Below are 21,161 nucleotides of genomic sequence, written 5' to 3' on the forward strand. Positions count from 1 at the left end.
GTTGCCTGCGTGACTACGCCGCTGCTTCCTGATCCTGATCCGCGGCGGCGCGACTATGTGATCATCTCTGCCGACGATCATCTGATCGAGCCGCCCGACCTCTTCGAGGACCGGGTGCCGGAGAAATACATCGAGGCGGCGCCCAAGGTCGTCGAGACGGCCGCCGGTCACCAGGTCTGGCGCTACGGCGGCTCGACCTTCCCGTGTGCGGGGCTGGACGTCGGCGCCGGGCTGCCGCGTGAGCAGTGGACGCTCGACCCGGTCAGGTTCGAGCACATGCGTCCGGGCTGCCACGACATCGAGGCCAGGATCGACGACATGGACAGGGCGGGCATCTGGGCCGCCCTGTGCTTCCCCGGCATGCTCGCCCTCCAGTCCGGCATGCTGTTCGCCAGGACCCGTGACCAGGACCTCGGCCTCGCCCTGGTCAAGGCGTGGAACGAATGGCACATCGACGTCTGGGCCGGCACCTACCCCGAGCGGATCATCGGCCTGCAGCTGCCCTGGCTGCCTGATCCCGACCTCGCCGCCAAGGAGATCAGGGCCAATGCCGCCAAGGGCTTCAAGGCGGTCGTCTTCCCCGAGTTCCCCACCAGGTTGCGCCTGCCGTCCATCCACACCGGCCATTGGGACCCGTTCTTCGCCGCGTGCGAGGAGACGGGCACCGTCGTGTGCCTGCACTCCGGCGCCTCCAGTTGGTCGCCGGTGCCCTCGCCTGACACCCCCATCGAGGCGATCACCACGCTGATGCCGGCCAGTGCGATGTTCGCGTGCGCCGACTGGCTGTGGTCGGGCGTCCCGCTGCGCTTCCCCGGGCTGCGCGTGCTCATCGTCGAGGGCGGCGTCGGCTGGCTGCCGATGCTGGCCGAGCGGGCCGACTACGCGCTGGACCACCCGGTCGCGAGCGAGACCTCCTGGGAGGGCGGGCTCAAGCCGAGCGAGGTGCTGCGCCGCAACTTCTTCTTCGGCACGCTGGACGACCAGGCCCTGTCCGGGGTGCGGCTGGCCGTCGGGCTCGACCACGTGCTGCTGGAGAGCGGCTATCCGCACTCCGACTCGACCTGGCCCGACACCCAGCGCTCCGTGGCCAAGAACCTCGGCGCGCTGCCTCCCGCCGACATCGCCCGCGTCGCCTACGGCAACGCCGCCCGGCTGTTCGGCCATCCGCTGCCCTCACGCGCGTGGCTGCGCATGGAGCAGCTCTAGGTGCACTCGGCCCCGATCGGGGGCGGGCTCACGCCTCGGGCGCGAGCTCGCCTCTGATCACCTTGTGCTCCCAGTCGAGATAGCGCCCGCTCTCGCCGAGCATCGAGCCCATCAGCCAGAGGAAGACGCCGAAGTCGTCCGCCACCCCGACGAGCACCAGGAAGTCGGGGATGACGTCGATCGGCGAAAGAATGTAGACCACGCCTGCGGCCAGCATGAGCAGCTTGCTGCGGCCCATGCCCGGGTAACCGCCGCGCGCCGCCGCACCGAGCATGCGGGGCAGCGCCCTGAGCCTGGCCACAAGTCCCGGCGTGCCGGGCTTGGTCACCTCACGGTATGTGCGCCAGGTCGCGGCGGCCTTGGTCACCTTCGCCATGTCGAGCACCTCCTCGGCTGTACAACGCACTACCCTCACCGGACGTTCCTAACGCATCGCCCCGTGCTGGAAGGGGCTCGCGGCCTCGATCCGCGCGGCGATCCGCACCAGGAGGTCCTCGCGTCCCGCCGCCGCCACCAGTTGCACCCCCACCGGCAGCCCCTCGGCCGTCCGGTGCAGCGGCAGCGAGATCGCGGGCTGCCCGGTCGCGTTGAACGGCGAGGTGTAGGCCACCGCCCGTGCCGTACGCCCCTGGGACACGCTCATGTCGTCGTCGGGCAGCCAGCCGAGCGGGAAGGGCGCGACGCCGACCGAAGGCGCGAGCAGCAGGTCGTAGCCGTCGTGCCACCATGCGGCCATACGCCTGCGGTAGTCGTCGATCCACTGGGTGGCCAGCAGGTGCTCCACCGCACTCCTGGTACGGCCGAGCCCGGCGAGCAGGCGGTTGCGCGGCTCCAGCTCCTCCAGGGTGACGGGCCTGCCCCGCCAGGCGCCGACGTTCTCCATCTCGAGGGCGACATGGGCCGACACCACCGCGCCGAACCACACGGGGAAGTTCGCGTCGCCGAGCGCACGCGGGCAGTCCTCGGTGACGTCGTGGCCGAGCCGTTCGAGCAGCAGGGCGGCGGCCGTCACGGCCGCGGTGAGGTCGGGGTCGGCGGGCACGTCGCCCCGGGGATGGGTGGTCACGAAGCCGATCCGCAGCCGGCCCGGGTCGCGACCGGCCTCGTCGGCGAGCGGGCCGGGCAGGGCGGGCGCGTCGTAGGGGTCGCCGTGCCTGAACCCCGATATCACGTCGAGCAGGGCCGCCGTGTCGCGTACGGTCCTGGTCACCACGCCTGCGGCCGAGAAGCCGTTCCAGCCCTCGCCCGTCGAAGGGCCGTAGCTGGAGCGCCCTCTGGACGGCTTGAGCCCGACCACACCGCACAGGCTGGCCGGGATCCTGATCGAGCCGCCGCCGTCGCTCGCGGTGGCCACCGCGACCATCCCCGTGGCCACCGCGACGGCCGACCCGCCGCTCGACCCGCCGCTGGAGATCCCCGGGTCGTACGGATTGCGCGTGGGCCCGTAGGCGTGCGGTTCGGTGGTGATCGTCGTGCCCCACTCCGGGGTGCTGGTCCTGCCGACCACGACGAACCCCGCCTCGCGCAGCCGCCGCACGCCGTAGCCGTCGGCGGCCACCCGCACGCCTTCGAGCGTGCGCGAGCCCGCCGTGTACGGCTCGCCCGCCTGCGGCCAGCCGAGGTCCTTGAGCAGGATCGGCACTCCGGCGAACGGCGCGTCCCTCGGCAGGTCGGCGCTCGCGGCCTCGGCCAGCGCACGCTCGAACCTGGGATGCACGACCGCGTTCAGCTCGCCGTCGTGCGCCTGGATCGCGGCCACGGCGGCGCCGACCAGCTCGGCCGGAGTGAGCAGGCCGTCGCGTATCGCCGCCGCCTGGGCGGTCGCGTCCAGTCTCAGAACGTCGTGCACGCCTTCATCCTCCGGGTTGCGTCAGGAGGCCGCCGTCGGAGCCAGGGACCTGACGGCCTCGTCGATCGAGACCTCGCCACCGGGTATCGGCGCGAGCACGGGCGTGGTGAGCCCGTTGTCCACATACTCCTGGACGCGGGCCCGGCAGGTCGCGGCGTCGCCGTGCACGACGAGGGCGTCGACCACCTCGTCGGGTATCGCGGCCAGTGCCGCCTTGCGCTCGCCCGCCGCCCAGGCCTCGTGCATCGGGCGCAGCGCCTCGCCCCTGCCCAGCCAGTCGTGGAAGGCGGCGTAGGCCGGGACGGTCAGATAGCCGGCCAGCATCCGCCTGGCCATCGCGCGTACCCTCTCCGCGTCCTCGCTCACACAGACGAACAGCCTGGCGATCAGCTCGGTGTCCGGCCCGATCTCCGCGCGCACGGTGCGGACGTCGTCGGGCGAGAGCCAGTTGGTGATCGCGCCGTCCGCCTCCTCGGCCGCCAGGCGCAGCATCCTCGGGCGCAGCGCCGCCAGCACGATGCCCGGCGGCTGCTCGGGCGCGCGTTCCAGCCTGAACCCGTCGACGGCGAACGTCTCGTACCTCACCGTCACCTTCTCCCCCGCCAGCGCCCGGCGCAGGAAGCGCAGGGTGTCCCTGGTCCTGGCGTACGGCTTGGCGAACTCACCGGCGTTCCACCGCTCGACGATCGCCGGGGACGAACTGCCGATGCCCAGCACGAACCGGCCGGGCGCGAGGTCGGCGAGCGTGGCGGCCGACATCGCCAGCAGGGCCGGGCCACGCGTCGAGACCGGGACGATCGCGGTGCCGAGCCGTACACCCAGCGCCCACCCGGCGGCCAGGGCGAGCGGGACGAAGGCATCGGCGCCGTTGACCTCGGCCGACCAGACGTCGGTGTAGCCGAGCGCGGGCAACTCGGCGACGAGCTCCCTGGCGGCGGCGGGCGAACGGTCGTGGAAGGGCAGTGTCATGCCCCATTTCTGGGTCATCGCGAGCCTCCGGGGAGTCTGATGCGGCTTGTCCTGGTACGCGGGGAGGGGTGGGCAGGTTGACCATACCAACCAGGCGGTATGTGCGCGGCACGCTGATCTTCGGGTCACCGAAAAGCCGGTCCTGAGCTGCTAAAACTATCCAAAGTGAGACCACGTAGACTCCTTGCGGCCGCTGTGCTGACGACCGGAATCGTGCTGCCGTTCGCAGCGACCGTCGCCGTGGCCGCGACCGCCGCCTCTCCGCACTCCGAGCCCGGCAAGCGAGGTGGGGCGGGCAAGGAGCGGCGCTCGCCTTGGCCGGTGTGCCCGCCCGGGAGTGTCGAGGCCGGGGCGCCGTTGATCTCGCTGGAGGTGCTCTGCACCGACATCGGGCTGGTGTACCCGGGGATCGGCGGGCCGCTCATCGCGATCAACCTGCCGTCGTTCCCGCCGGTCCTTCCGCCTTCGCCGCAGGACGAGCTGCCTTCGCCGCAGGACGAGGTCACGCCCGAGCTGCCGCCGACGCCCGAGCCCGATGTGACGCCCGAGCTCACGCCCGAGGCGGATGTCACGCCGGAACTCACGCCCGAGCCGACGCCGTGTCCCGGCAATCCGGGCTACTACGTGGACGAGCAGACGCCCTGCCCGGCGCTTCCGACGCCGCCGACCTGCCCCGGGCATCCTTCGTACGTCATCGACGAGCAGACGCCGTGCCCTCTGCCGCCCACCCCGGCCGTCCTCGTGCTGCCGCCGACGCCTACTCCCACACCCACGCCTACGCCCTCCGTCACGCCCACGCCGAGCCCCAGTCCGACCGTGAGTCCGAGTCCTAGCCCGAGTCCGACCGTTTCGCCCAGTCCTGCGGTTGTTCCGGTGTCCCCGGTCGTGGCCTCGCCGACCGTCTCGCCCGTCGTTTCGGTCACCCCCTCGACGGCTCCCAGTACGCCGCAGGCGCCCTCGATCGGGCCTCCGGTTGTCGAGGTGCCTCCGGTCGTGCCGAGTCCGCAGAATCCCGCTGAGCCCGTCCGGCCCACGAGTCCCGCCGTGGGGCCCCTCCCGCCGGTCTTTCCGTTCCTACCGGTTCAACCGGTTCAGCCTGTTCGCCCGGTCCAGCCGCCCGCGCAACCGGCGCAGCCTGCCGTACAGGGGCCGGTCGCGGTTCAGCCCGCACAACCCGCACAACCCGCACAGATCATCGCCCAGCCGGCCCAGCCCCCCGCACAGCGGCAACCCCAGCAACGCCCCCAGGCCAAGCCGCCCGCCAAACCCGCTAAACCGGCTGAACCAGCCCAGCCAGCCGAGCCCGAGAGCGACTACGACGTCTATGCCGCGCAGGAGGAAGAGGCGGTGCTGGAGCGGTTCGAGGAGCGCAGGGAGGGGCTGGACCGGAAGAAGGCGGTTGTGGTGATCTTCAGTGGCGTCGTGGGCGTGGCCACGCTGTCGGCGCTGAGCACGCGGGGGGCCAGGACCTCGGCCAGGGGCGGCGGTACGCGCCGCCGCTGACCGCGGGTCCGCGCGTCATCGTGGCGGCAGGTGCTTGTCGATCTGGTCGTACTGCTCCTGAGCCGCCACGAACGCGTCGGGCTGCACCGCGCCGGGCCCGGAGAACGGATGCGCGGTCAGCTGGATGATGATGATGCCCACGACGACCACCCCGACCCTGACCAGGTCCGACACGACCGACGGCAGGGTCGGCCTGGCCCCGGCGAACCACGGCAGTGCGATCACCAGCAGGCCGGAGAGCACCATCGAGACCATGAAGATCGGGTCGAGTTCGGTGCCCGCGTCGTCGGCCCTGATGGAGCGCGCGTGGCTCACCTCGGCCGCCCGGCCGAGCGCGTCGCCCCTGGCCTCCTTGCCGGGGTCGTCGGCGGGCCTGAGCTTGATGATCGCCGTACGCATGGTCTCCAGCGTCGACGCGGGCACGGGCGACAGCTCGCCCTCCGACATCAGCGGCCAGTCCAGATCGATGGACTCCGTGGTGTACGCCCTGATCTGACCCCTGATCGGATCGGCCTCGGGAATGGAGGCGACCGACCAGTACAGCTCGGTCAGGCCTTCCGCCTCGGCCGCCGCGTCGGACTCGGAGGCGCCGATCGCGTCGTTGCCGAGCACGGCGGCATAGGCGAGGACGAGTAGATACACCGCCAATGCCAGGTTCGCGGCGAAGTCCAGCGAGGCGGGACCGTGGTCCTCGTCCTCACGTCCTCTGCGGCGGAGCACCACCAGTGCGATGAGAAGTACCGCGATGGCGACCGCCACCGAAACCCACGCCATGTCCGACCCCCGATAGTTCGCGTGACTACCGAGAGTAATTGGATCAAGCTCGAAGCTCGTGGACCACCGCGATGAAGTCCTTGGCGATTCCCCGCAGGCCTGGCAGATGCGACAACCCGACCAGTCGGTCGACCAGCGGAACCGTGGTCTCGATCAGCCGATATGTACGCTCACAGCCGGGCGAGGTGTCGTGCACCCAGAACAGCACGATGCCCATCGACATCAGCCAGAGCAGCTCGGGCAGCTCCTCGCGCAACTCGGGATCCATCCGGCCGTGCGAACCCTCGACGACCTGCCGGTAGATCGCGATCGACGCCTCGCGCGCGGGGGTGGACTCGGCGCTGAACGGGCTGAGCGGATTGGACGGCTCGGCCGCGTGCTTGAAGAACTTCACCGCGAACGCGTGGTACGGCTCGGACACGCGCACCCACTCACACAGCACACCGCTCAGCCTGGCCCCGAACGACCTCTCCGTCGCGAGCAGCTCCCGGCAGGCGATCTCGTGCTCGATCTGGGCACGGTCGTAGTACGCCTGGATCAACGCTTCTTTGGAGGCGAAGTAGTAGTAGGCGTTGCCCACGGAGACCCCGGCCTCGGCGGCGATGGCCCTCATCGTGGTGGCATCGAAGCCGCGTTCCCGGAACAGCCGCAACGCCGTCTCGACGATGACCTCGCGGGTGCTCTCCGATCCTCGGTTTCGGGGTTCGGACACGTTCGTCACTTTACGTGATACGAGCCGCTTAGGTCATGGAGCGGAACGGTGATCACCGCCACAGGGCAAAGATCCGCTTCGTGGAGGGATCACCCGGTCCGAACCGTGGGATTGATGTCTCTGGCGGAAGGGCTATCCGCGAGAAGGCGTACAACATGTTGATACGTGGGACTGCGCGACTCGTCATGGTCGCACTGTTTGCCCTGCAAATATCCATCATCGCGCTCGTGTCCGCCGCTTCCGCGGCACCCGCACCCGCCCCGAAGGACGCAGAGCGCAAGGCCGCGAGGCCGATCGTGCGCACGTATGAGATCGAGGGGGTCGTGGAGTCGGCCCGCTGGTACGCGTCGAGGCTGGCGCAGGTGAAGGCCAGGCTGGCCAAACTGAAGATGGCCAAGCAGCGCTCGGCCAAGCTGAGCCACGACCACGCGATGACCAGGCTCAAGCAGGCCGGACTCGGCTGGAAGTCCTCAGGCGGCTGCGCCGACAAGCGCATCCGCGTGTGCACGTCCCTGCAGTCGGTACGGCAGGGCACGATCTACGAGGTGATCCAGCTGAAGCGGCAGAGCGGCTGCGCGATCGTCGTCACCGGCGGCACGGAGACCGGGCACGCCCCCGGCCCGCACAGCCACAGCACCGGCTACAAGCTGGACATCGAACACAACACCTGCATCGACCGCCATGTGACGAAAAATCACGCTAAGGCGGGCGTGCGCGGGGACGGCTCCGCGCTCTACCGGGCCAGGAACGGCACGGTGTTCGCCGACGAGTCCGACCACTGGGACATCCTGTTCAAGTGAGCTCTTCGAGCGGGCTCTTCACGTGAGCCGCCTGCTCACCCGATCCGACAACGATCGAGCCGGGTGATCCGACAACGATCGAGCCCGGCTCCCCGCGAAGGGGATGCCGGGCTCGGTCGTCGTCGGTGGAGCCGCGCTACGAGAACTCCGCCGCCACCAGCTCGGCGATCTCGGCCGCGTTGAGCGCGGCGCCCTTGCGGAGGTTGTCGCCGCACACGAACAGGTCGAGGGTGTTCGGGAAGTCGAACGCCTGCCTGATACGCCCCACATAGGTGGGGTCGGTGCCCACGACGTCGGCCGGGGTGGGCCACACGCCGTTCTCGGGGTCGTCCATCAGCACGACCGTGGGAGCGGCGGCCAGGATGCGGTGCGCGTCGGCCACCGTGATCTCACGCTCGAACCTGGCGTGCACGGCCAGCGAGTGCGTGGTGATGACCGGAACCCGCACACAGGTCGCGGAGACCTTGAGGTCGGGGATGCCGAGGATCTTGCGCGACTCGTTGCGCAGCTTGAGCTCCTCAGAAGCCCAGCCGCCCTCCTTCAGCGACCCGGCCCACGGCACCACGTTGAACGCCACCGGCGCGGGGAACGGCGAGTCGTCGCCGAGCTTGTTGGCCAGCGTCTTGCGCACGTCGCCCGCGACCTGACCGACCGTGCGGTCGCCCGCGAGCGCCTCGATCTCGTCGTAGAGCCTGGCCGAACCGGCCACACCCGCGCCCGACACCGCCTGGTAGGAGGCGACGACGAGCTCCTTGAGCACGTACTCCTCGTGCAGGGCGCCCATCGCGGCCATCATCGACAGCGTGGTGCAGTTGGGGGTCGAGATGATCCCCAGCGGCCTGGTGGTCGCGTCGCCCGGGTTGACCTCGGGCACCACGAGCGGCACCTCCGGGTTCATCCGGAACGTGCCCGACTTGTCGATCGCGATGGCCCCGCGGGCGGCGGCGACCGGCACCCACTCGGCCGAGACCTCGTCGGGCACATCGAAGATCGCGATGTCGACGCCGTCGAACACCTCGGGGGTCAGCGCCTGGACCACGACGTCCTCGCCGCGGACCGGCAGCACCTTCCCGGCCGAGCGGGCCGATGCGACCAGACGGATCTCGCCGTAGATGTCGGCGCGATTGGTGATGATGTCGCGCATGACGGTGCCGACCGCACCGGTTGCGCCGACGAGAGCGAGGGTGGGCTTGCGCGAACTCATCGTCCTGATCCTCCGTACACCACAGCTTCAACCTGGTCCGAGTCGAGGTCGAACGCCTTGTGCGCGGCGTTGACCGCAGCGTCGACGCCACCCTCCCCGACGATCACCGAGATGCGGATCTCCGAGGTGGAGATCATCTCGATGTTGACGCCCGCGTCGGCGAGCGCGGCGAAGAACGTCGCGGTGACGCCCGGGTGCGAGCGCATGCCCGCGCCGATCAGCGACACCTTGCCGATCTGGTCGTCGTACTGGAGCGACTCGAAGCCGATCTCGTCCTGGATGCGCTTGAGCGACGTCAGGGCCGTCGACCCGTCGGACGTGGGCAGCGTGAAGGAGATGTCGGTGCGACCCGTCGCCGCGGCCGAGACGTTCTGGACGACCATGTCGATGTTGACACCGGCGCCGGCCAGCGTTTTGAAGATCGCGGCAGCCTCGCCGATCTTGTCGGGGACCCCGACAACTGTGATCTTGGCCTCGCTCCGGTCGTGCGCGACGCCGGAGATGATCGGCTGCTCCATCTCGGTTCCTTCGGTCTTGGGGTCGGACACGACCCACGTGCCTTCCTTCTGGCTGAACGAGCTGCGCACGTGGATCGGCAGGTTGAACCGGCGAGCGTACTCGACGCACCGCAGGTGCAGGACCTTCGCGCCCGAGGCGGCCATCTCCAGCATCTCCTCGTAGGAGATCTTCGGGATCTTGCGCGCCGCGGGGACGATGCGCGGATCGGCGGTGAAGATGCCGTCCACGTCGGTGTAGATCTCGCACACGTCGGCGCTCAGCGCCGCGGCCAGCGCGACGGCCGTCGTGTCCGAGCCACCGCGGCCCAGGGTGGTGATGTCCTTGGTGTCCTGCGAGACACCCTGGAAACCGGCCACGATCGCGATGCTGCCCTGGTCGAGGGCCTCACGCAGGCGGCCGGGTGTCACGTCGATGATCCGCGCCTTGCCGTGCGCCGAGTCGGTGATCACGCCTGCCTGCGAGCCGGTGAACGAGCGCGCCTCATGGCCCAGGTTGGCGATGGCCATCGCCAGCAGGGCCATGGAGATGCGCTCACCGGAGGTCAGCAGCATGTCGAGCTCGCGGCCCGGAGGCAGCGGCGACACCTGCTGTGCCAGGTCGAGCAGCTCGTCCGTGGTGTCGCCCATCGCGGAGACGATGACGACGACGTCGTTGCCGGCTTTTTTCGTCGCGACGATCCGCTGCGCGACCCGCTTGATGCAGGACGCGTCGGCGACGGACGAACCACCGTACTTTTGAACGACGAGTGCCACGAGATCTCTCCCAGTCTGGACTGTGAGCTTGCAGTCTACTGGCGAGGTCTGATGCGCCCGATGGTACGGCCCACTATGTGGACGATCACACAGATGTGGCCTCTTCGACGACATCCAGCCGGGTGTGTGCCACAAGCGCCTGAAGTGCACGCATGGCGGCTCCTGCGTGGTTTCCCCACGTATTGAAGTAGGAGTACTGCCACCACCACAGCGCCTCGCCCGGACGGCCCGCACGGTAGTGCCGCAGCCCGTGAATCAGGTCGGCGGCGATCATCGTCAGGTCGTCGGAGAGCCGATAGGCGGTCACACCCGTGTCCTTGTACGGGTCGAACACCTCGGCGTAGTCGTCGACAGGGCCGAGTCGCTCGGCCAGTGCCTGCCGTACCCCGTCGACGTCCGGGTCCTCGCTCAACGGGGGCTCCCAGTTGCCCGACAGGATGACGTCCTGGCTCGCGCCCAGCCTGGCGCCCGCCAGGCTCACCTGGGCCACCTCGACCAGCAGCAGCGGCAGCAGGGCGTCGCCACCCTCGCCGCCGGCGACCCTGGTCAGGCCGTCCACGTAGTTCTGGGCGTGCCCGGCGATCTCTTCGGCGAGCTCGCTCCACTGGTCAGACATCCAGGAGCCTCCGTCCTTCGAACGCGCGGCCCAGGGTGACCTCGTCGGCATACTCGAGGTCACCGCCCACGGGCAGGCCGCTGGCCAGTCGTGTCACTTTCACACCCATCGGCTTGACCAGACGGGCGAGGTAGGTGGCCGTCGCCTCCCCCTCAAGGTTGGGGTCGGTGGCGAGGATGAGCTCGGTGACCTCGCCGTCGGCGAGACGCACCATCAGCTCGCGAATGCGCAGGTCGTCGGGCCCCACGCCGTCGATCGGGCTGATCGCGCCGCCGAGCACGTGGTAGGTGCCCCTGAACTCGCGCGTCTTCTCGATCGCGACGACGTCCTTGGACTCCTCGACGACGCAGATCACATGGGGATCGCGACGGGCGTCACGGCAGATCCGGCACTCCTCTTCGGAGGCGACATTGCCGCAGACCCTGCAGAACCGGACCTTCTCCTTGACTTCGAGCAGCGCATGGGCCAGCCGCTTGACGTCGACAGGGTCGGCCGACAGCAGGTGGAAGGCGATGCGCTGCGCGCTCTTCGGACCGACGCCGGGCAGCAGGCCCAGCTCGTCGATCAGGTTCTGGACGACCCCTTCGTACATGGCCTAGAACCCGGGCAACTGGCCGAGGCCGCCGCCGCCGAGGCCCTGTGCCAGGGGGCCGAGCTTCTCCTGCTGCAGGTCGGCCGCGGCCCTGACCGCGTCGCGGACCGCCGCGATCACCAGGTCGGCGATCGTCTCGGCGGTCTCCTGCGGGTCGGCGGCGTCGACGACCTCCGGATTGATCTTCAGCTCCAGCAGCTCGCCCGACCCGTTGACGACGGCCACGACCATGCCGCCCCCGGCCGACCCCTCGATCTGCGCGTCGCTCAGCTCCTGCTGGGCGCTGACAAGCTGCTGCTGCATGAGCTGAGCCTGCTCCAGCAGTTGCTGCAGGTTGACATCCCCTGGATTCACCGTCGTGCGCTCCTCGTGGCTCCGCGTCCGTGACTGCCACGAGCCTACGGTGTCGAGGCGTCCAGATGCACCGGCGAGCCCGCGTGTTTCCCCCGTACGCATTGGCCTCACCTTTTGCGTCACCTCATCGGGGGGTGTGGGGGGTATGACGACATGAGCGATCGGCTGGGCGGTCGCGTGGTGGGGCTCTGCCCGGGAGGGTGGGGGGTAGTCCTCTTTTGGAGGGGGTGTTCGTGGGGCGGTTTCGCGGGACGCATTCCCTGGGGCCTCGTTTCGCGGGACGCGCTTCCTTGAGTCTCTTCGTCAGACTTGGGCCTCCTCGTCGCACGGCATGCGCAAAACCCGTCAGGGCACGAGCGCCCCACAGCGGCCTCGGCAACACCCCAACAGGCCCGTCCAGCCTCTCCCTCACACCGCAACCACACCCGCATTCCGGCCGACCGATTCCACCCCATCCGAACAGCGCACGCCGACTCGCGCCTCGAAGGAGTTTTGGCCGGGTCCCGGCCCCCCTCCAGCGCCCGGGACCCAGCCACACGCCGACCGGAGCGGCCGCACCACGACGGCGTGTACGCAGGAAGGTACTGTCGCCGACGTTGCACACACGTTGCAAGCAATCAATCACCCTACGCAAACACCGGAACCGGTTGCGCGAACCCCTCCTTTACCCGGATGCTTCGCCCCAGAGGGTTGACTACGAGGAGTGGCCGATGAGTAACCCGAGCCGGCTCCGCCTCATGCATGAGGCGGCTGTGACCGGCGAGTGCGGCCCGAGCCCGCGCCGGTTGATCTCCGCGTCCTGGAGGCGCTCCCTGGATGCGGCGGTCGATCCAGAGATCAGCGCCGCCCCGCTCGTCTACGACCGGGCGGACATCGGCGACATGCGCGCCGCCCACCCCTTGAGCCCCCTGCTGCCCATGCTGGCCGCCACCCTCCGCCAGGCAGCCGACGAGAGCGCCCACGTCATGATCGTGACCGACTCCGCAGGCCGTATCCTCTGGCGCGACGGCAACCGAAGCGTCATGCGCACCGCCGACGCGGTGGGCCTGGCCGACGGCTTCGACTGGGCCGAGAGCGCCGTCGGCACCAACGGCATCGGCACGGCGCTCACCACCCACAAACCGGTACACGTCTATGCGGCCGAGCACATCATGCGCGCTCTACACGTGTGGTCGTGCAGCGGTGCGCCCATCGTCGATCCCGACAGCGGCGCCGTACTCGGGTGTGTCGACATCAGCGGCAAGTCGAACACCCTGCATCCGGCCACCCTCGGCCTCGTCAACGCCGCGGCCAAGCTCGCCGAGACCCACCTGGCGCTGCGCATGCACGAACGCGACGAGCGCCTGCGTCTACGCTACGACGCCCTGCCCGGCAGGCCGGGTGCGCTGGTCACCGGCACGGGCCGGATCATCGCGGGCGATCCCTCACGCCTGCTCGGCGACCGCCTCACGCTCCCGGCGGGCGACCAGTCGACGGTGAGCCTGCCCGACGGCACGTCCGGGCTGCTGGAGCCGTTCTTCGACGGCTACCTGCTGCGCGTCGGGCCCGACGGCGTCACCGCCCCGTCGCTGCGCCTGGCCTTCCTCGGCGCCGGGCATCCGGACGTACTCATCAACGGGCGTCGTGTGACGTTGTCGCTGCGGCATGCCGAGATCCTCGCCCTGCTGGCCCTGCATCCGCGCGGCCTCACAGCCGAGCAGCTGTCGTACTGTCTCTACGGCGACGACGGCAATCCCGTGACGATCAGGGCCGAGATCCATCGCTTACGCGCCCAGCTGGGCGGCGGCATCGAAGCCAAGCCGTACCGGCTCGACATCCCGCTCGAAGCCGACTTCCTTGAGGTCAAGCACCTCCTGCCCGCCGCCGCCCCAGCCGCCGTCGCCCGCTCCTACCCCGGCCCGCTGCTGCCCCGCTCCGAGGCCCCCGCCATCCGCCGCGAACGCGAAGAGCTCGAAGGCCAGGTCCGAGCCTGCCTCCTGCGCAACGGCTCCCCGGAAGACCTCTGGTCCTACGCCCAGACCCCCAGCGGCCGCGACGACATCCAGGTCCTCGAATCCGTGGCCGCCGCCCTCCCCCCCACCGACCACCGCGCCGTAGCCGCCCGCTTCCGCCTCCTCTCCGACTAACCCCCACCCCTTCACATCCCTCTACGGCAAGCCAGCCCCAGCACCGCCGTCCCCTCCACCTCCCCCTCCATCCCCGGCGCCCCTCCAGCGCCGCCCCACCCCAGCCCATCGCCCCCTGCACACGGGGCTTCCGCACACCTCGGGCCCAAGCCCGCCTACGTGTGGTCGATCTCGCCGATGACCTGGGCGCCGAGTTCGCGTTGGAGGAGGGCCATGCCGCTCAGCTCGTCGACATCGGCGTTGGCGTCGTTCAGGGGGTCCACGTCGTCGGCCTCAGGGCCCTTGGTCCGTGCCGGAACGGCGTCGGGCCAGCCGCTGTTCGTCGCGCCGTGCCGTACGCCCTGGCGAGGGCCTGCCTGCGCTGCCGCCTTGGCGGCGGATCGGGCGGCGGCCAGGCCGGTGCTGGGAGCGGCGGGGCGTGCGGTCGCCGTGCCGGGGTCGGGCATGGGCTGGGAGCCGTGGCCCGGGTCGTCGTCGGGCGCCGACGGCCAGGACTCGTCGGTCAGCTGCGGCCCACCGGCCCCTCCGCCGCCCTGCACCGCCGTTCCCTGTGCTGCCGTTCCCTGTGCTGCCTGTGTTCCCGCCCCAGGAGCTACCGCCCCGACCGAGACGGCAACCCTCTCCTCCACCGCGACGCCGGCCCCGCCACCACCGACGATGCCCGCACCGGCACCAGCGGCCTTGGAGCCGGCCGCCACACCTGCCGACGCGGCATCGATCACAGCCGAGGCAGCCCCACCATCAGTCGGCGAGACGGTGACCGCCCCACCGGAGCCACTCGCCAGCACCACACCACCACTGGGCGCCCCACCCTGCTCAGGCCCATGCCCACCGGGCCCACCGGCAGGACCGCCACCCCCGGCAGGCGGCTGCGGCCGGTTGGGCTGCCCGCCGCCGCCGCGCGGAGCGGGAGCCCCGCCGACGACCGCCTCGACCTTCCAGTTCCCGCCGAGCACATCGCTCAACGCCAGGGCGACGACGGCGTCCTTGCCGCCACCCGTGAAGTTCTTCATCGCCCCGACCTGGGCGAACCCCAGGGTGACGACCTTGCCCTCGACACCCACCACCTGGGCGTTGGTGTTGACATTGGCCCAGACGACGATGCTGCGCTGCTTGAGTGCGGCGAGCACGGCAGGCCACTGCTGCTGCAGCGCCCCGGCGCCACCGGGCGACACCCCTTGGGCAGGGGCCGCATGCCCACCGGACGGCTGCCCGCCCCCAGCACTCTGAACGGGCGGCGCAGCCTGAACAGGCGCCCCAGGCCGTACGGTCTCCGGCCAGTCCTCACCCACCGGAGCCGGCGCCGACGGCACACCCCCACCGGAAGCCTGCCCCCCAACAGAGGCAGGAGCAGGAGAAACAGGGGCAGCAGCAGGAGCAGGAGCAGCGGCAGGCACCACCGGCGAAGGCGGCGCCACGGCACCACCCCCGCGCGTCGCGCCGCTCCCCGCCGCCATCTGCGCGACGACTCCCCCGCGCTCCAGCCTCTCCAGGCGAGCGAGCAACGAGCCCTCGTCCAGCGCAGCACCGGGCAGCAACACCCGAGAACACATCAGCTCAAGCAACAACCGAGGCGAAGTAGCGCCGCGCATCTCGGTGAGCCCGGTGTTGAACACCTCGGCCGCCCGGGTCAGCTCGGCCGGTCCCATGGAGGCGGCCTGCCCCACCAGGCGTTCCAGCTCGTCGGCCGGGCGGTCCAGCAGTCCGCTGGACGCGGCCTCGGGCACGTTGGCCAGGATCACCAGGTCGCGGAAGCGTTCGAGCAGGTCCATGGCGAACCTGCGTGGGTCGTGCCCGCCCTCGATCACCCGGTTGACCGCCTGGAAGACGGCCGCGCCGTCCCGCCCGGCGAACGCCGCCACGACCTCGTCGAGCAGATCCCCGTCGGTGTACCCGAGCAGGGAGACGGCCTTGGCATACGTGATGCCGTCGTCGTCGGCCCCGGCCAGGAGCTGGTCGAGAATGGACAGCGAGTCACGCGCCGACCCCGCGCCCGCACGCACGACCAGCGGCAGCGCGGGCGGCTCGAACGGCACGCTCTCGGAGACGAGGATCTCCTCGAGCAGCGCCTTGAGCGTCGCGGGCGGCATCAGCCTGAACGGGTAGTGATGGGTACGCGACTTGATCGTGCCGATGACCTTCTCGGGCTCGGTCGTCGCGAAGATGAACTTCAGGTGCGGCGGCGGCTCCTCGACGAGTTTGAGCAGCGCGTTGAAACCCTCGCGGGTCACCATGTGCGCCTCGTCGATGATGTAGATCTTGTAGCGCGCGGCCACGGGCGCGAAGAAGGCGCGCTCACGCAGGTCGCGGGCGTCGTCGACACCACCGTGCGAAGCGGCGTCGATCTCGATGACATCGAGGTGGCCCGGCCCGGTGGCGGCCAGCGCCACACACGACTCGCACTCGCCGCAGGGGTCGGGGGTCGGGCCCTGCTCGCAGTTCAGGGATCTGGCCAGGATGCGCGCGCTCGACGTCTTCCCACAGCCTCGCGGCCCGCTGAACAGGTAGGCGTGGTTGATCCGGCCGGTGCGCAGTGCCTGCCGCAAGGGATCGGTGACGTGTTCCTGGCCCTTGACCTCCGCGAAGGTGCCGGGCCGGTACTTGCGGTAAAGCGCAAGGCTCATGCGACCATCCCGCCTGCGAGGGGCTCACAACGAAAGAGACCCCCCGCACACCCGCCAGAGCCCGCTTATCCTTGCTGCCTTCCGGCCCTGGGGAGGTTCACAGGATGACGCCGCGCGAGGGGTCCTACGACAGTCTAGCCCCGTTGGGCAGTGCTTGCGGCCGTGAATTCGTGGTCACTTCATCGCCAGGAGTCCGGTAAGCTTCGTGGCGGAGGATTCGCGTAGTGGCCGAGCGCGCACGCTTGGAAAGCGTGTATGGGGCAACCCATCAGGAGTTCAAATCTCCTATCCTCCGCCACCTCAGAGGGGCCGCACCGATCTCGGTGCGGCCCCTCTGGCATTTCCCCGGCCCGGCCACCTGACGCACCGGCCCGGCCACCTGAGGCCAGAGACGCCGGACATCCCGCCGCCCGGCCGTCCGGGCCGAGAAGCCCACCCAGCGTCGAGCGCGCCCCCTTTCTGCTTTGGCAGCAAACCATCCACGTTTGGCAGGAATGACTGTCGATCAAGACGATATTTACTAGTTAATCTGACAGCATTCCACAAAGAATGAAATGGGGTGCACGACACCATGCGTACAAAGATTCTCAAAGTGGCCGCAGGAGCATTGGCCGCGCTCGCGCTGACCACCGCGCCGACCTACGCCGCCACCACCGCGACGACCGCGAAGACGGCCGGGACGTCGGCGTTCGCCTGTGGCTGGGACCCACAGGGCGCCATCGCGAGGTACAACCACTGCAACTCCAACGTCAGCGTCTGGATCCGCGTCGAGCGGACCTTCGACCGCCCGGGATACGACCAGTGCGTCGAACCGGGCGTGACCATGCTGGGGCTCACTTACGACATTCTGTACGCCTGGTACAAGGGCGAGACCTGCTGATTACCGCACGGCAAAAGCCGGTAAAGCCGGACCGCCCTCGCGGTCCGGCTTTACCTTTCTCAGCACAGGCCGGATGAGGACAAAGGGACGCGCGCCGCCTGCGGATCGCCCCGGGATGCGTCATCCTGGTCCGGGCGCCGGGCGCTCGCGCGTTCCCGACCTCGCGAGGTGACCTCTGTGACGTCCCGATCCACGCTGACAGCCTGGCTCGCCGATCTCGAAGCGCCACGACTGGCTCGCGTCCTGACCCTGCGCGAGGACGCCACCGCCCCCTCCGAACCACGCTCGCTCGAGGAACTCGCGCAACGCCTGCAACGGCCGGGATCGGTCATGCTCGCCATGGCACGCCTCCCCCTGCCCTGCCTCCAGGTGGCCGAGGCGCTGGCCACATCGGCGACGCCCATGCCGCGCGACGCCCTGGCGAGGCTGCTGGGCGTGACGCCGCCCGCCCTCGCCGAGTCCCTGGAGACGCTGGCCGACAACGCCCTCGTATGGCCGGATGAAGGCGAAGGGCTGGACATGGCCCTCCCCCTGCGGCAGGCGTGGGAGGCGCCCTTGGGCCTGGGCGCTTCCCTGGAGCGGACGTTGGAGGGCACCACCTCCGAGGAACTGCGCGGCATGCTCGCGACCTTGGGCGTCAAACCTCCGGGCACCAGGCAGCAGCGCATGGCCGCTCTCGTCGCCCATCACAGCGACCCGGTACGCGTCGCCGCGGTGCTCGCGCAGGCGCCCCCGGCCACGCGGGAGCTCCTGGAACGTCAGATGAGGTCAGCGCCGCGGCGTACGGCATCGGTCATGTTCGGGGCCTTCACGGGCGAGGTCAGGCCGGGCGAGCGGTGGGCGCTCGACCGAGGCCTGCTGGTGGGCGATCGGCACGGCTTCAGAGCGGCGCGCATGCCGAGGGAGATCGCGCTGGCGTTGCGCGGGCCGCACTGGCATGCACCGTTCGACCCGGTTCCGCCCGTCGCCGAGCTGGTCGCCGTCCCCGCCGCCGAGGTGAACAGGGAGGCCGCCGCCGCGGCCACCGCCTTCGCGGCGCATGCCGCCTCGGTCCTGTCGGTCTGCTCGTCCGCCGCACCGGCCGCCCTGAAGTCCGGCGGGATCGGCGCACGCGAACTCGGCCGTCTGGCCAAGGCCGCGCAGGCCGACGACGCCGTGGTACGCATCACCCTGGAGACGGCGCGCCCGGCCGGGCTCCTGGCCAAGGACGGCGACCGCGTCGCCCCCACCAAGGGCTACGACGCCTGGGCGGCCCAGGAGCCGTCGGCCCGGCTCGCCGTACTTCTCCAGGCCTGGTGGGAACTGCCGCTCACCGCGTCCCGGTCCTGCGACGAGTACGGGAAGACCCGTCCCGCCCTGGCCGGGGAGCAGCCGTGCGACGGCTGCCTGCAGGGCCGGAAGGGGCTGCTCGCCGCAGCGGCCGAGCTCCCCGAGGGACAGGGCGCGCGGGTCCCGGCGGACCTGGGCGGGCTCGTCGCCTGGCACCGGCCGCTCGCCCATCCGTATGCCCAGGACGCGACGCCGTTCGCCACCGTCGTCCGCGAGGCCGAGCTGCTCGGCGTCATCGCCAGGGGTGCGCTCTCCCCGCTCGGCGCGGCCCTGCTGTCCGGCGACGCCGAGGCCCTGGTGACCGCATGCGAGGGTGCGCTGCCCGAGGCCACCGGTACGGCACGGCTCGGCGGCGACCTCACCGCCGTCGTCGGAGGCACGCCCACGGCACGGCTGGCCGGACTCCTGGACGCGACGGCGGACCGGGAGAGCAGCGGCACGGCCTCGGTGTGGCGCTTCAGCGCGGGCAGCATCCGAAGGGCCTTGGACGCCGGACGCACCCCGGACAAGATCAAGGCCGCACTGACCGCCATCGCCGAAGGCTCCCCGACGGGTCTGCCGCAGGCCCTGTCCTATCTCATCGCCGATGCCGCACGCCGTCACGGCCGGGTGCGCATCGCACCGGCGGGCTTCGTCGTGCACGGCGACGACCCCGCGCTCCTGGCCGAGCTCGCCGCCCATCGAGGGCTGGCCGCGCTCGGGCTGCGGCAGCTCGCCCCGACCGTGCTCGTCGGCTCGGGCACGCCGGAGCAGGCCCTCACCGCACTCAGGGCCAAGGGGTACGCGCCGGTCGCCGAGACGCCGGACGGCATCGTACGCATCGAGAAGGCCGCGCCTCGGCGAGCGCCCGCCACCCGCGCGAGACGCCCGGCGGCGGCCCCGGCGGCCGTCGACGCCCACACGCTGGCCACCCGGCTGCTGAACACCGCCCCGACGGCCCCGCAGCCCGACTCCCGTACTCCCGACTCCCGTACCGAGGAGATCGTCGCCCGATACACCAAGCGACTCCCGTACTCCGACATGTGCCAACTCGTCCATGCGCTCACCAGCGGCGGCGCCGTCACGATCGCCTATGTCGCCGCCTCGGGCGAACACACCGTGCGCACACTCAGCCGCCTGGCACTCGACCCGCCCTACCTCGAAGCCTGGTGCCACCTCCGCAAGGACGAACGCGTCTTCGCCCTCTCCCGCATCCAAAGCGTCACCCCCGCCTAGAACACAGAGCCCTGCCTAGAACACAGAGCCCCATCCAGAACACAGAGCGCGACAGTCGGACACGAAGAGTAATCGTCCCACTACGAGGGAAGGATCCCGGTTCGAGGCCGGACGCCGGCCGGTCGGCGAGGGGGACGCCAGACATGCAGTTCGACGACGACGCGCAGCTCGACCCGTCCCAGGTCGAGGATGTCAGGGCGAGCGGCAGGCAGCAGGGCGGCGGCCGCAGGGGGGCCATGCCCGGCGGATGCGCACTGCCGATCGGCGGCAAGGGCGGCGGGTGCCTGCTGCTCGTGCTCGCGGTCGCCGGACTGCTGCTGTTCAAGATCATGCCCACCGGGTTCGTCGGAGGCGACCAGGGCACCCAGCCGGGCGGCCAGGCCGTACCCTCTCCCGTCGGGGCGACCGCGTCGGGGCTCAGCGAGCGATGCCGCACCGGCGCCGATGCCGACCAGACCCAGGACTGCCGCGTGGTCGGCACGGTCAACAGCATCCAGGCGTACTGGAAACAGGCCTTCGCCCAGCGCAACGGCAAGGCCTACACACCGGCCAAGACCGTGCTGTTCTCCAGGGCGGTGAACACCGCGTGCGGCGCGGCCGACTCCAACGTCGGGCCGTTCTACTGCCCGGCCGATCGCAAGGTGTACCTCGACCTGACCTTCTTCGACACCCTGCAGCAGGACTTCGGCGCGAGCGGCGGGCCGTTCGCCCAGGCGTACGTGATCGCACACGAGTACGGCCATCACGTGCAGAACCTGCTCGGCACCATGGACAGGGTCGGCAACTCCCGCCAGGGCGCCTCCAGCGGAGCCGTACGGCTGGAGCTGCAGGCCGACTGCTACGCGGGCGTGTGGGCGAACAACGCGGTGCGCACCGGCTTCTACGACGGCCCGTTCAGCGCGGCCGACATCGACGAGGCGCTCAGCGCGGCCGCCGCGGTGGGCGACGACAGCATCCAGAAGCGGGTCCAGGGCCGGGTCACCCCCGACGCGTTCACGCACGGCACGTCGGCGCAGCGCGAGAAGTGGTTCACGGTCGGGTACCAGAGCGGCGACCCCAAGCGCTGCGACACCTTCACCGGCGCCATCTAGCCGCACCCGCCAGGTCTCAAAGCCCGCTTTCCGGGCAGGAGAGGTC

At 70.5% G+C, this 21,161-nt stretch carries 18 protein-coding genes, 1 tRNA gene and 1 other RNA gene; 8 read left to right on the forward strand and 12 right to left on the reverse strand.

The window, feature by feature from the left end; all coding sequences use genetic code 11:
• The first annotated feature begins 9 nt into the window (after positions 1 to 9).
• Positions 10 to 1,206, forward strand: coding sequence for an amidohydrolase family protein (locus ACTWNK_RS42110; protein WP_474310690.1), 1,197 nt, complete (start codon positions 10 to 12; stop codon positions 1,204 to 1,206).
• A 28-nt stretch (positions 1,207 to 1,234) separates the two neighbouring features.
• Here ACTWNK_RS42110 and ACTWNK_RS42115 read toward each other — a convergent pair whose 3' ends face one another.
• Genes ACTWNK_RS42115 through ACTWNK_RS42125 form a run of 3 tightly spaced genes read right to left on the reverse strand, consistent with a single transcriptional unit; the run spans position 1,235 to position 4,042 of the window.
• On the reverse strand, positions 1,235 to 1,621 hold the full coding sequence (locus ACTWNK_RS42115; protein WP_474310691.1) for a YkvA family protein: 387 nt from the start codon (positions 1,619 to 1,621) through the stop codon (positions 1,235 to 1,237).
• 9 nt (positions 1,622 to 1,630) lie between these two features.
• A complete protein-coding gene (locus ACTWNK_RS42120) occupies positions 1,631 to 3,055 on the reverse strand; it encodes an amidase (protein ID WP_474310692.1) in 1,425 nt (474 codons plus the stop codon).
• A gap of 21 nt (positions 3,056 to 3,076) precedes the next feature.
• Positions 3,077 to 4,042: an LLM class F420-dependent oxidoreductase gene (locus ACTWNK_RS42125; RefSeq protein ID WP_474310693.1), complete on the reverse strand. Its 966-nt coding sequence runs from the start codon at positions 4,040 to 4,042 to the stop codon at positions 3,077 to 3,079.
• 177 nt (positions 4,043 to 4,219) lie between these two features.
• On the opposite strand from ACTWNK_RS42125, the gene ACTWNK_RS42130 reads away from it, so the two are divergent.
• A complete protein-coding gene (locus ACTWNK_RS42130; protein ID WP_474310695.1) occupies positions 4,220 to 5,527 on the forward strand; it encodes a hypothetical protein in 1,308 nt (435 codons plus the stop codon).
• A 15-nt stretch (positions 5,528 to 5,542) separates the two neighbouring features.
• On the opposite strand, the gene ACTWNK_RS42135 is transcribed toward ACTWNK_RS42130, so the two are convergent.
• Both ACTWNK_RS42135 and ACTWNK_RS42140 read right to left on the reverse strand, forming a co-directional pair.
• The gene (locus ACTWNK_RS42135; protein WP_474310697.1) at positions 5,543 to 6,301 is read right to left on the reverse strand and encodes a bestrophin-like domain; all 759 of its coding nucleotides are present in this window, start codon (positions 6,299 to 6,301) and stop codon (positions 5,543 to 5,545) included.
• A gap of 43 nt (positions 6,302 to 6,344) precedes the next feature.
• Positions 6,345 to 7,013, reverse strand: a complete 669-nt coding sequence (locus tag ACTWNK_RS42140; RefSeq protein ID WP_474310699.1) for a TetR/AcrR family transcriptional regulator — start codon at positions 7,011 to 7,013, stop codon at positions 6,345 to 6,347.
• A gap of 227 nt (positions 7,014 to 7,240) precedes the next feature.
• Here ACTWNK_RS42140 and ACTWNK_RS42145 point away from each other — a divergent pair, with 227 nt between their 5' ends.
• Complete coding sequence (locus tag ACTWNK_RS42145) at positions 7,241 to 7,813, forward strand: hypothetical protein (RefSeq protein ID WP_474310700.1); 573 nt, start codon at positions 7,241 to 7,243, stop codon at positions 7,811 to 7,813.
• Positions 7,814 to 7,949: 136 nt separating this feature from the next.
• Here the strand turns inward: ACTWNK_RS42145 and ACTWNK_RS42150 are convergent, their stop codons facing one another.
• The 5 genes from ACTWNK_RS42150 to ACTWNK_RS42170 form a co-directional block, all read right to left on the reverse strand.
• Positions 7,950 to 9,017 carry an aspartate-semialdehyde dehydrogenase gene (locus ACTWNK_RS42150; RefSeq protein WP_474310702.1) on the reverse strand — a complete coding sequence of 356 codons (1,068 nt, stop codon included), beginning with the start codon at positions 9,015 to 9,017 and terminating at the stop codon, positions 7,950 to 7,952.
• The gene (locus tag ACTWNK_RS42155) at positions 9,014 to 10,288 is read right to left on the reverse strand and encodes an aspartate kinase (protein WP_474310703.1); all 1,275 of its coding nucleotides are present in this window, start codon (positions 10,286 to 10,288) and stop codon (positions 9,014 to 9,016) included. Before ACTWNK_RS42155 ends, ACTWNK_RS42150 begins: the two co-directional genes overlap by 4 nt.
• A gap of 85 nt (positions 10,289 to 10,373) precedes the next feature.
• The gene (locus ACTWNK_RS42160) at positions 10,374 to 10,904 is read right to left on the reverse strand and encodes a DUF5063 domain-containing protein (RefSeq protein WP_474310705.1); all 531 of its coding nucleotides are present in this window, start codon (positions 10,902 to 10,904) and stop codon (positions 10,374 to 10,376) included.
• Positions 10,897 to 11,496 carry a recombination mediator RecR gene (recR, locus tag ACTWNK_RS42165; RefSeq protein WP_474310707.1) on the reverse strand — a complete coding sequence of 200 codons (600 nt, stop codon included), beginning with the start codon at positions 11,494 to 11,496 and terminating at the stop codon, positions 10,897 to 10,899. The genes ACTWNK_RS42160 and recR overlap by 8 nt, the downstream gene beginning before the upstream one ends.
• A gap of 3 nt (positions 11,497 to 11,499) precedes the next feature.
• Positions 11,500 to 11,850 (reverse strand): YbaB/EbfC family nucleoid-associated protein, encoded by a 351-nt coding sequence (locus tag ACTWNK_RS42170; protein WP_474310708.1) that lies wholly within the window; start codon positions 11,848 to 11,850, stop codon positions 11,500 to 11,502.
• Positions 11,851 to 12,560: 710 nt separating this feature from the next.
• On the opposite strand from ACTWNK_RS42170, the gene ACTWNK_RS42175 reads away from it, so the two are divergent.
• Complete coding sequence (locus ACTWNK_RS42175) at positions 12,561 to 13,976, forward strand: GAF domain-containing protein (protein ID WP_474310709.1); 1,416 nt, start codon at positions 12,561 to 12,563, stop codon at positions 13,974 to 13,976.
• 155 nt (positions 13,977 to 14,131) lie between these two features.
• Here the strand turns inward: ACTWNK_RS42175 and ACTWNK_RS42180 are convergent, their stop codons facing one another.
• Together ACTWNK_RS42180 and ffs are read right to left on the reverse strand one after the other, a co-directional pair.
• The gene (locus ACTWNK_RS42180; RefSeq protein ID WP_474310711.1) at positions 14,132 to 16,600 is read right to left on the reverse strand and encodes a DNA polymerase III subunit gamma and tau; all 2,469 of its coding nucleotides are present in this window, start codon (positions 16,598 to 16,600) and stop codon (positions 14,132 to 14,134) included.
• A gap of 31 nt (positions 16,601 to 16,631) precedes the next feature.
• Positions 16,632 to 16,727: signal recognition particle sRNA small type (gene ffs, locus ACTWNK_RS42185), an RNA gene on the reverse strand.
• Positions 16,728 to 16,810: 83 nt separating this feature from the next.
• Here ffs and ACTWNK_RS42190 point away from each other — a divergent pair.
• The 4 genes from ACTWNK_RS42190 to ypfJ all read left to right on the forward strand — a co-directional run bounded on the left by ACTWNK_RS42190 (position 16,811) and on the right by ypfJ (position 21,115).
• Positions 16,811 to 16,898: transfer RNA gene (locus ACTWNK_RS42190), tRNA-Ser, on the forward strand.
• Between the two features lie 273 nt (positions 16,899 to 17,171).
• Positions 17,172 to 17,480 (forward strand): DUF6355 family natural product biosynthesis protein, encoded by a 309-nt coding sequence (locus ACTWNK_RS42195; RefSeq protein ID WP_474310712.1) that lies wholly within the window; start codon positions 17,172 to 17,174, stop codon positions 17,478 to 17,480.
• A 177-nt stretch (positions 17,481 to 17,657) separates the two neighbouring features.
• Complete coding sequence (locus ACTWNK_RS42200; RefSeq protein ID WP_474310715.1) at positions 17,658 to 20,024, forward strand: helicase C-terminal domain-containing protein; 2,367 nt, start codon at positions 17,658 to 17,660, stop codon at positions 20,022 to 20,024.
• Positions 20,025 to 20,167: 143 nt separating this feature from the next.
• Complete coding sequence (gene ypfJ, locus ACTWNK_RS42205; RefSeq protein ID WP_474310716.1) at positions 20,168 to 21,115, forward strand: KPN_02809 family neutral zinc metallopeptidase; 948 nt, start codon at positions 20,168 to 20,170, stop codon at positions 21,113 to 21,115.
• The last annotated feature ends 46 nt before the right edge of the window (positions 21,116 to 21,161 follow it).

The sequence above is a fragment of the Nonomuraea sp. IBHARD001 genome (assembly GCF_056106265.1).

Excerpts from the sequence above, each read along its gene's own strand:
- ACTWNK_RS42125 (WP_474310693.1), bottom strand. The coding sequence starts at position 4,042 with ATGACCCAGAAATGGGGCATGACACTGCCCTTCCACGACCGTTCGCCC.
- ACTWNK_RS42135 (WP_474310697.1), bottom strand. The coding sequence starts at position 6,301 with ATGGCGTGGGTTTCGGTGGCGGTCGCCATCGCGGTACTTCTCATCGCA.
- ACTWNK_RS42150 (WP_474310702.1), bottom strand. The coding sequence starts at position 9,017 with ATGAGTTCGCGCAAGCCCACCCTCGCTCTCGTCGGCGCAACCGGTGCG.
- ACTWNK_RS42160 (WP_474310705.1), bottom strand. The coding sequence starts at position 10,904 with ATGTCTGACCAGTGGAGCGAGCTCGCCGAAGAGATCGCCGGGCACGCC.
- recR (WP_474310707.1), bottom strand. The coding sequence starts at position 11,496 with ATGTACGAAGGGGTCGTCCAGAACCTGATCGACGAGCTGGGCCTGCTG.
- ACTWNK_RS42175 (WP_474310709.1), top strand. The coding sequence starts at position 12,561 with ATGAGTAACCCGAGCCGGCTCCGCCTCATGCATGAGGCGGCTGTGACC.
- ACTWNK_RS42180 (WP_474310711.1), bottom strand. The coding sequence starts at position 16,600 with ATGAGCCTTGCGCTTTACCGCAAGTACCGGCCCGGCACCTTCGCGGAG.
- ACTWNK_RS42195 (WP_474310712.1), top strand. The coding sequence starts at position 17,172 with ATGCGTACAAAGATTCTCAAAGTGGCCGCAGGAGCATTGGCCGCGCTC.
- ypfJ (WP_474310716.1), top strand. The coding sequence starts at position 20,168 with ATGCAGTTCGACGACGACGCGCAGCTCGACCCGTCCCAGGTCGAGGAT.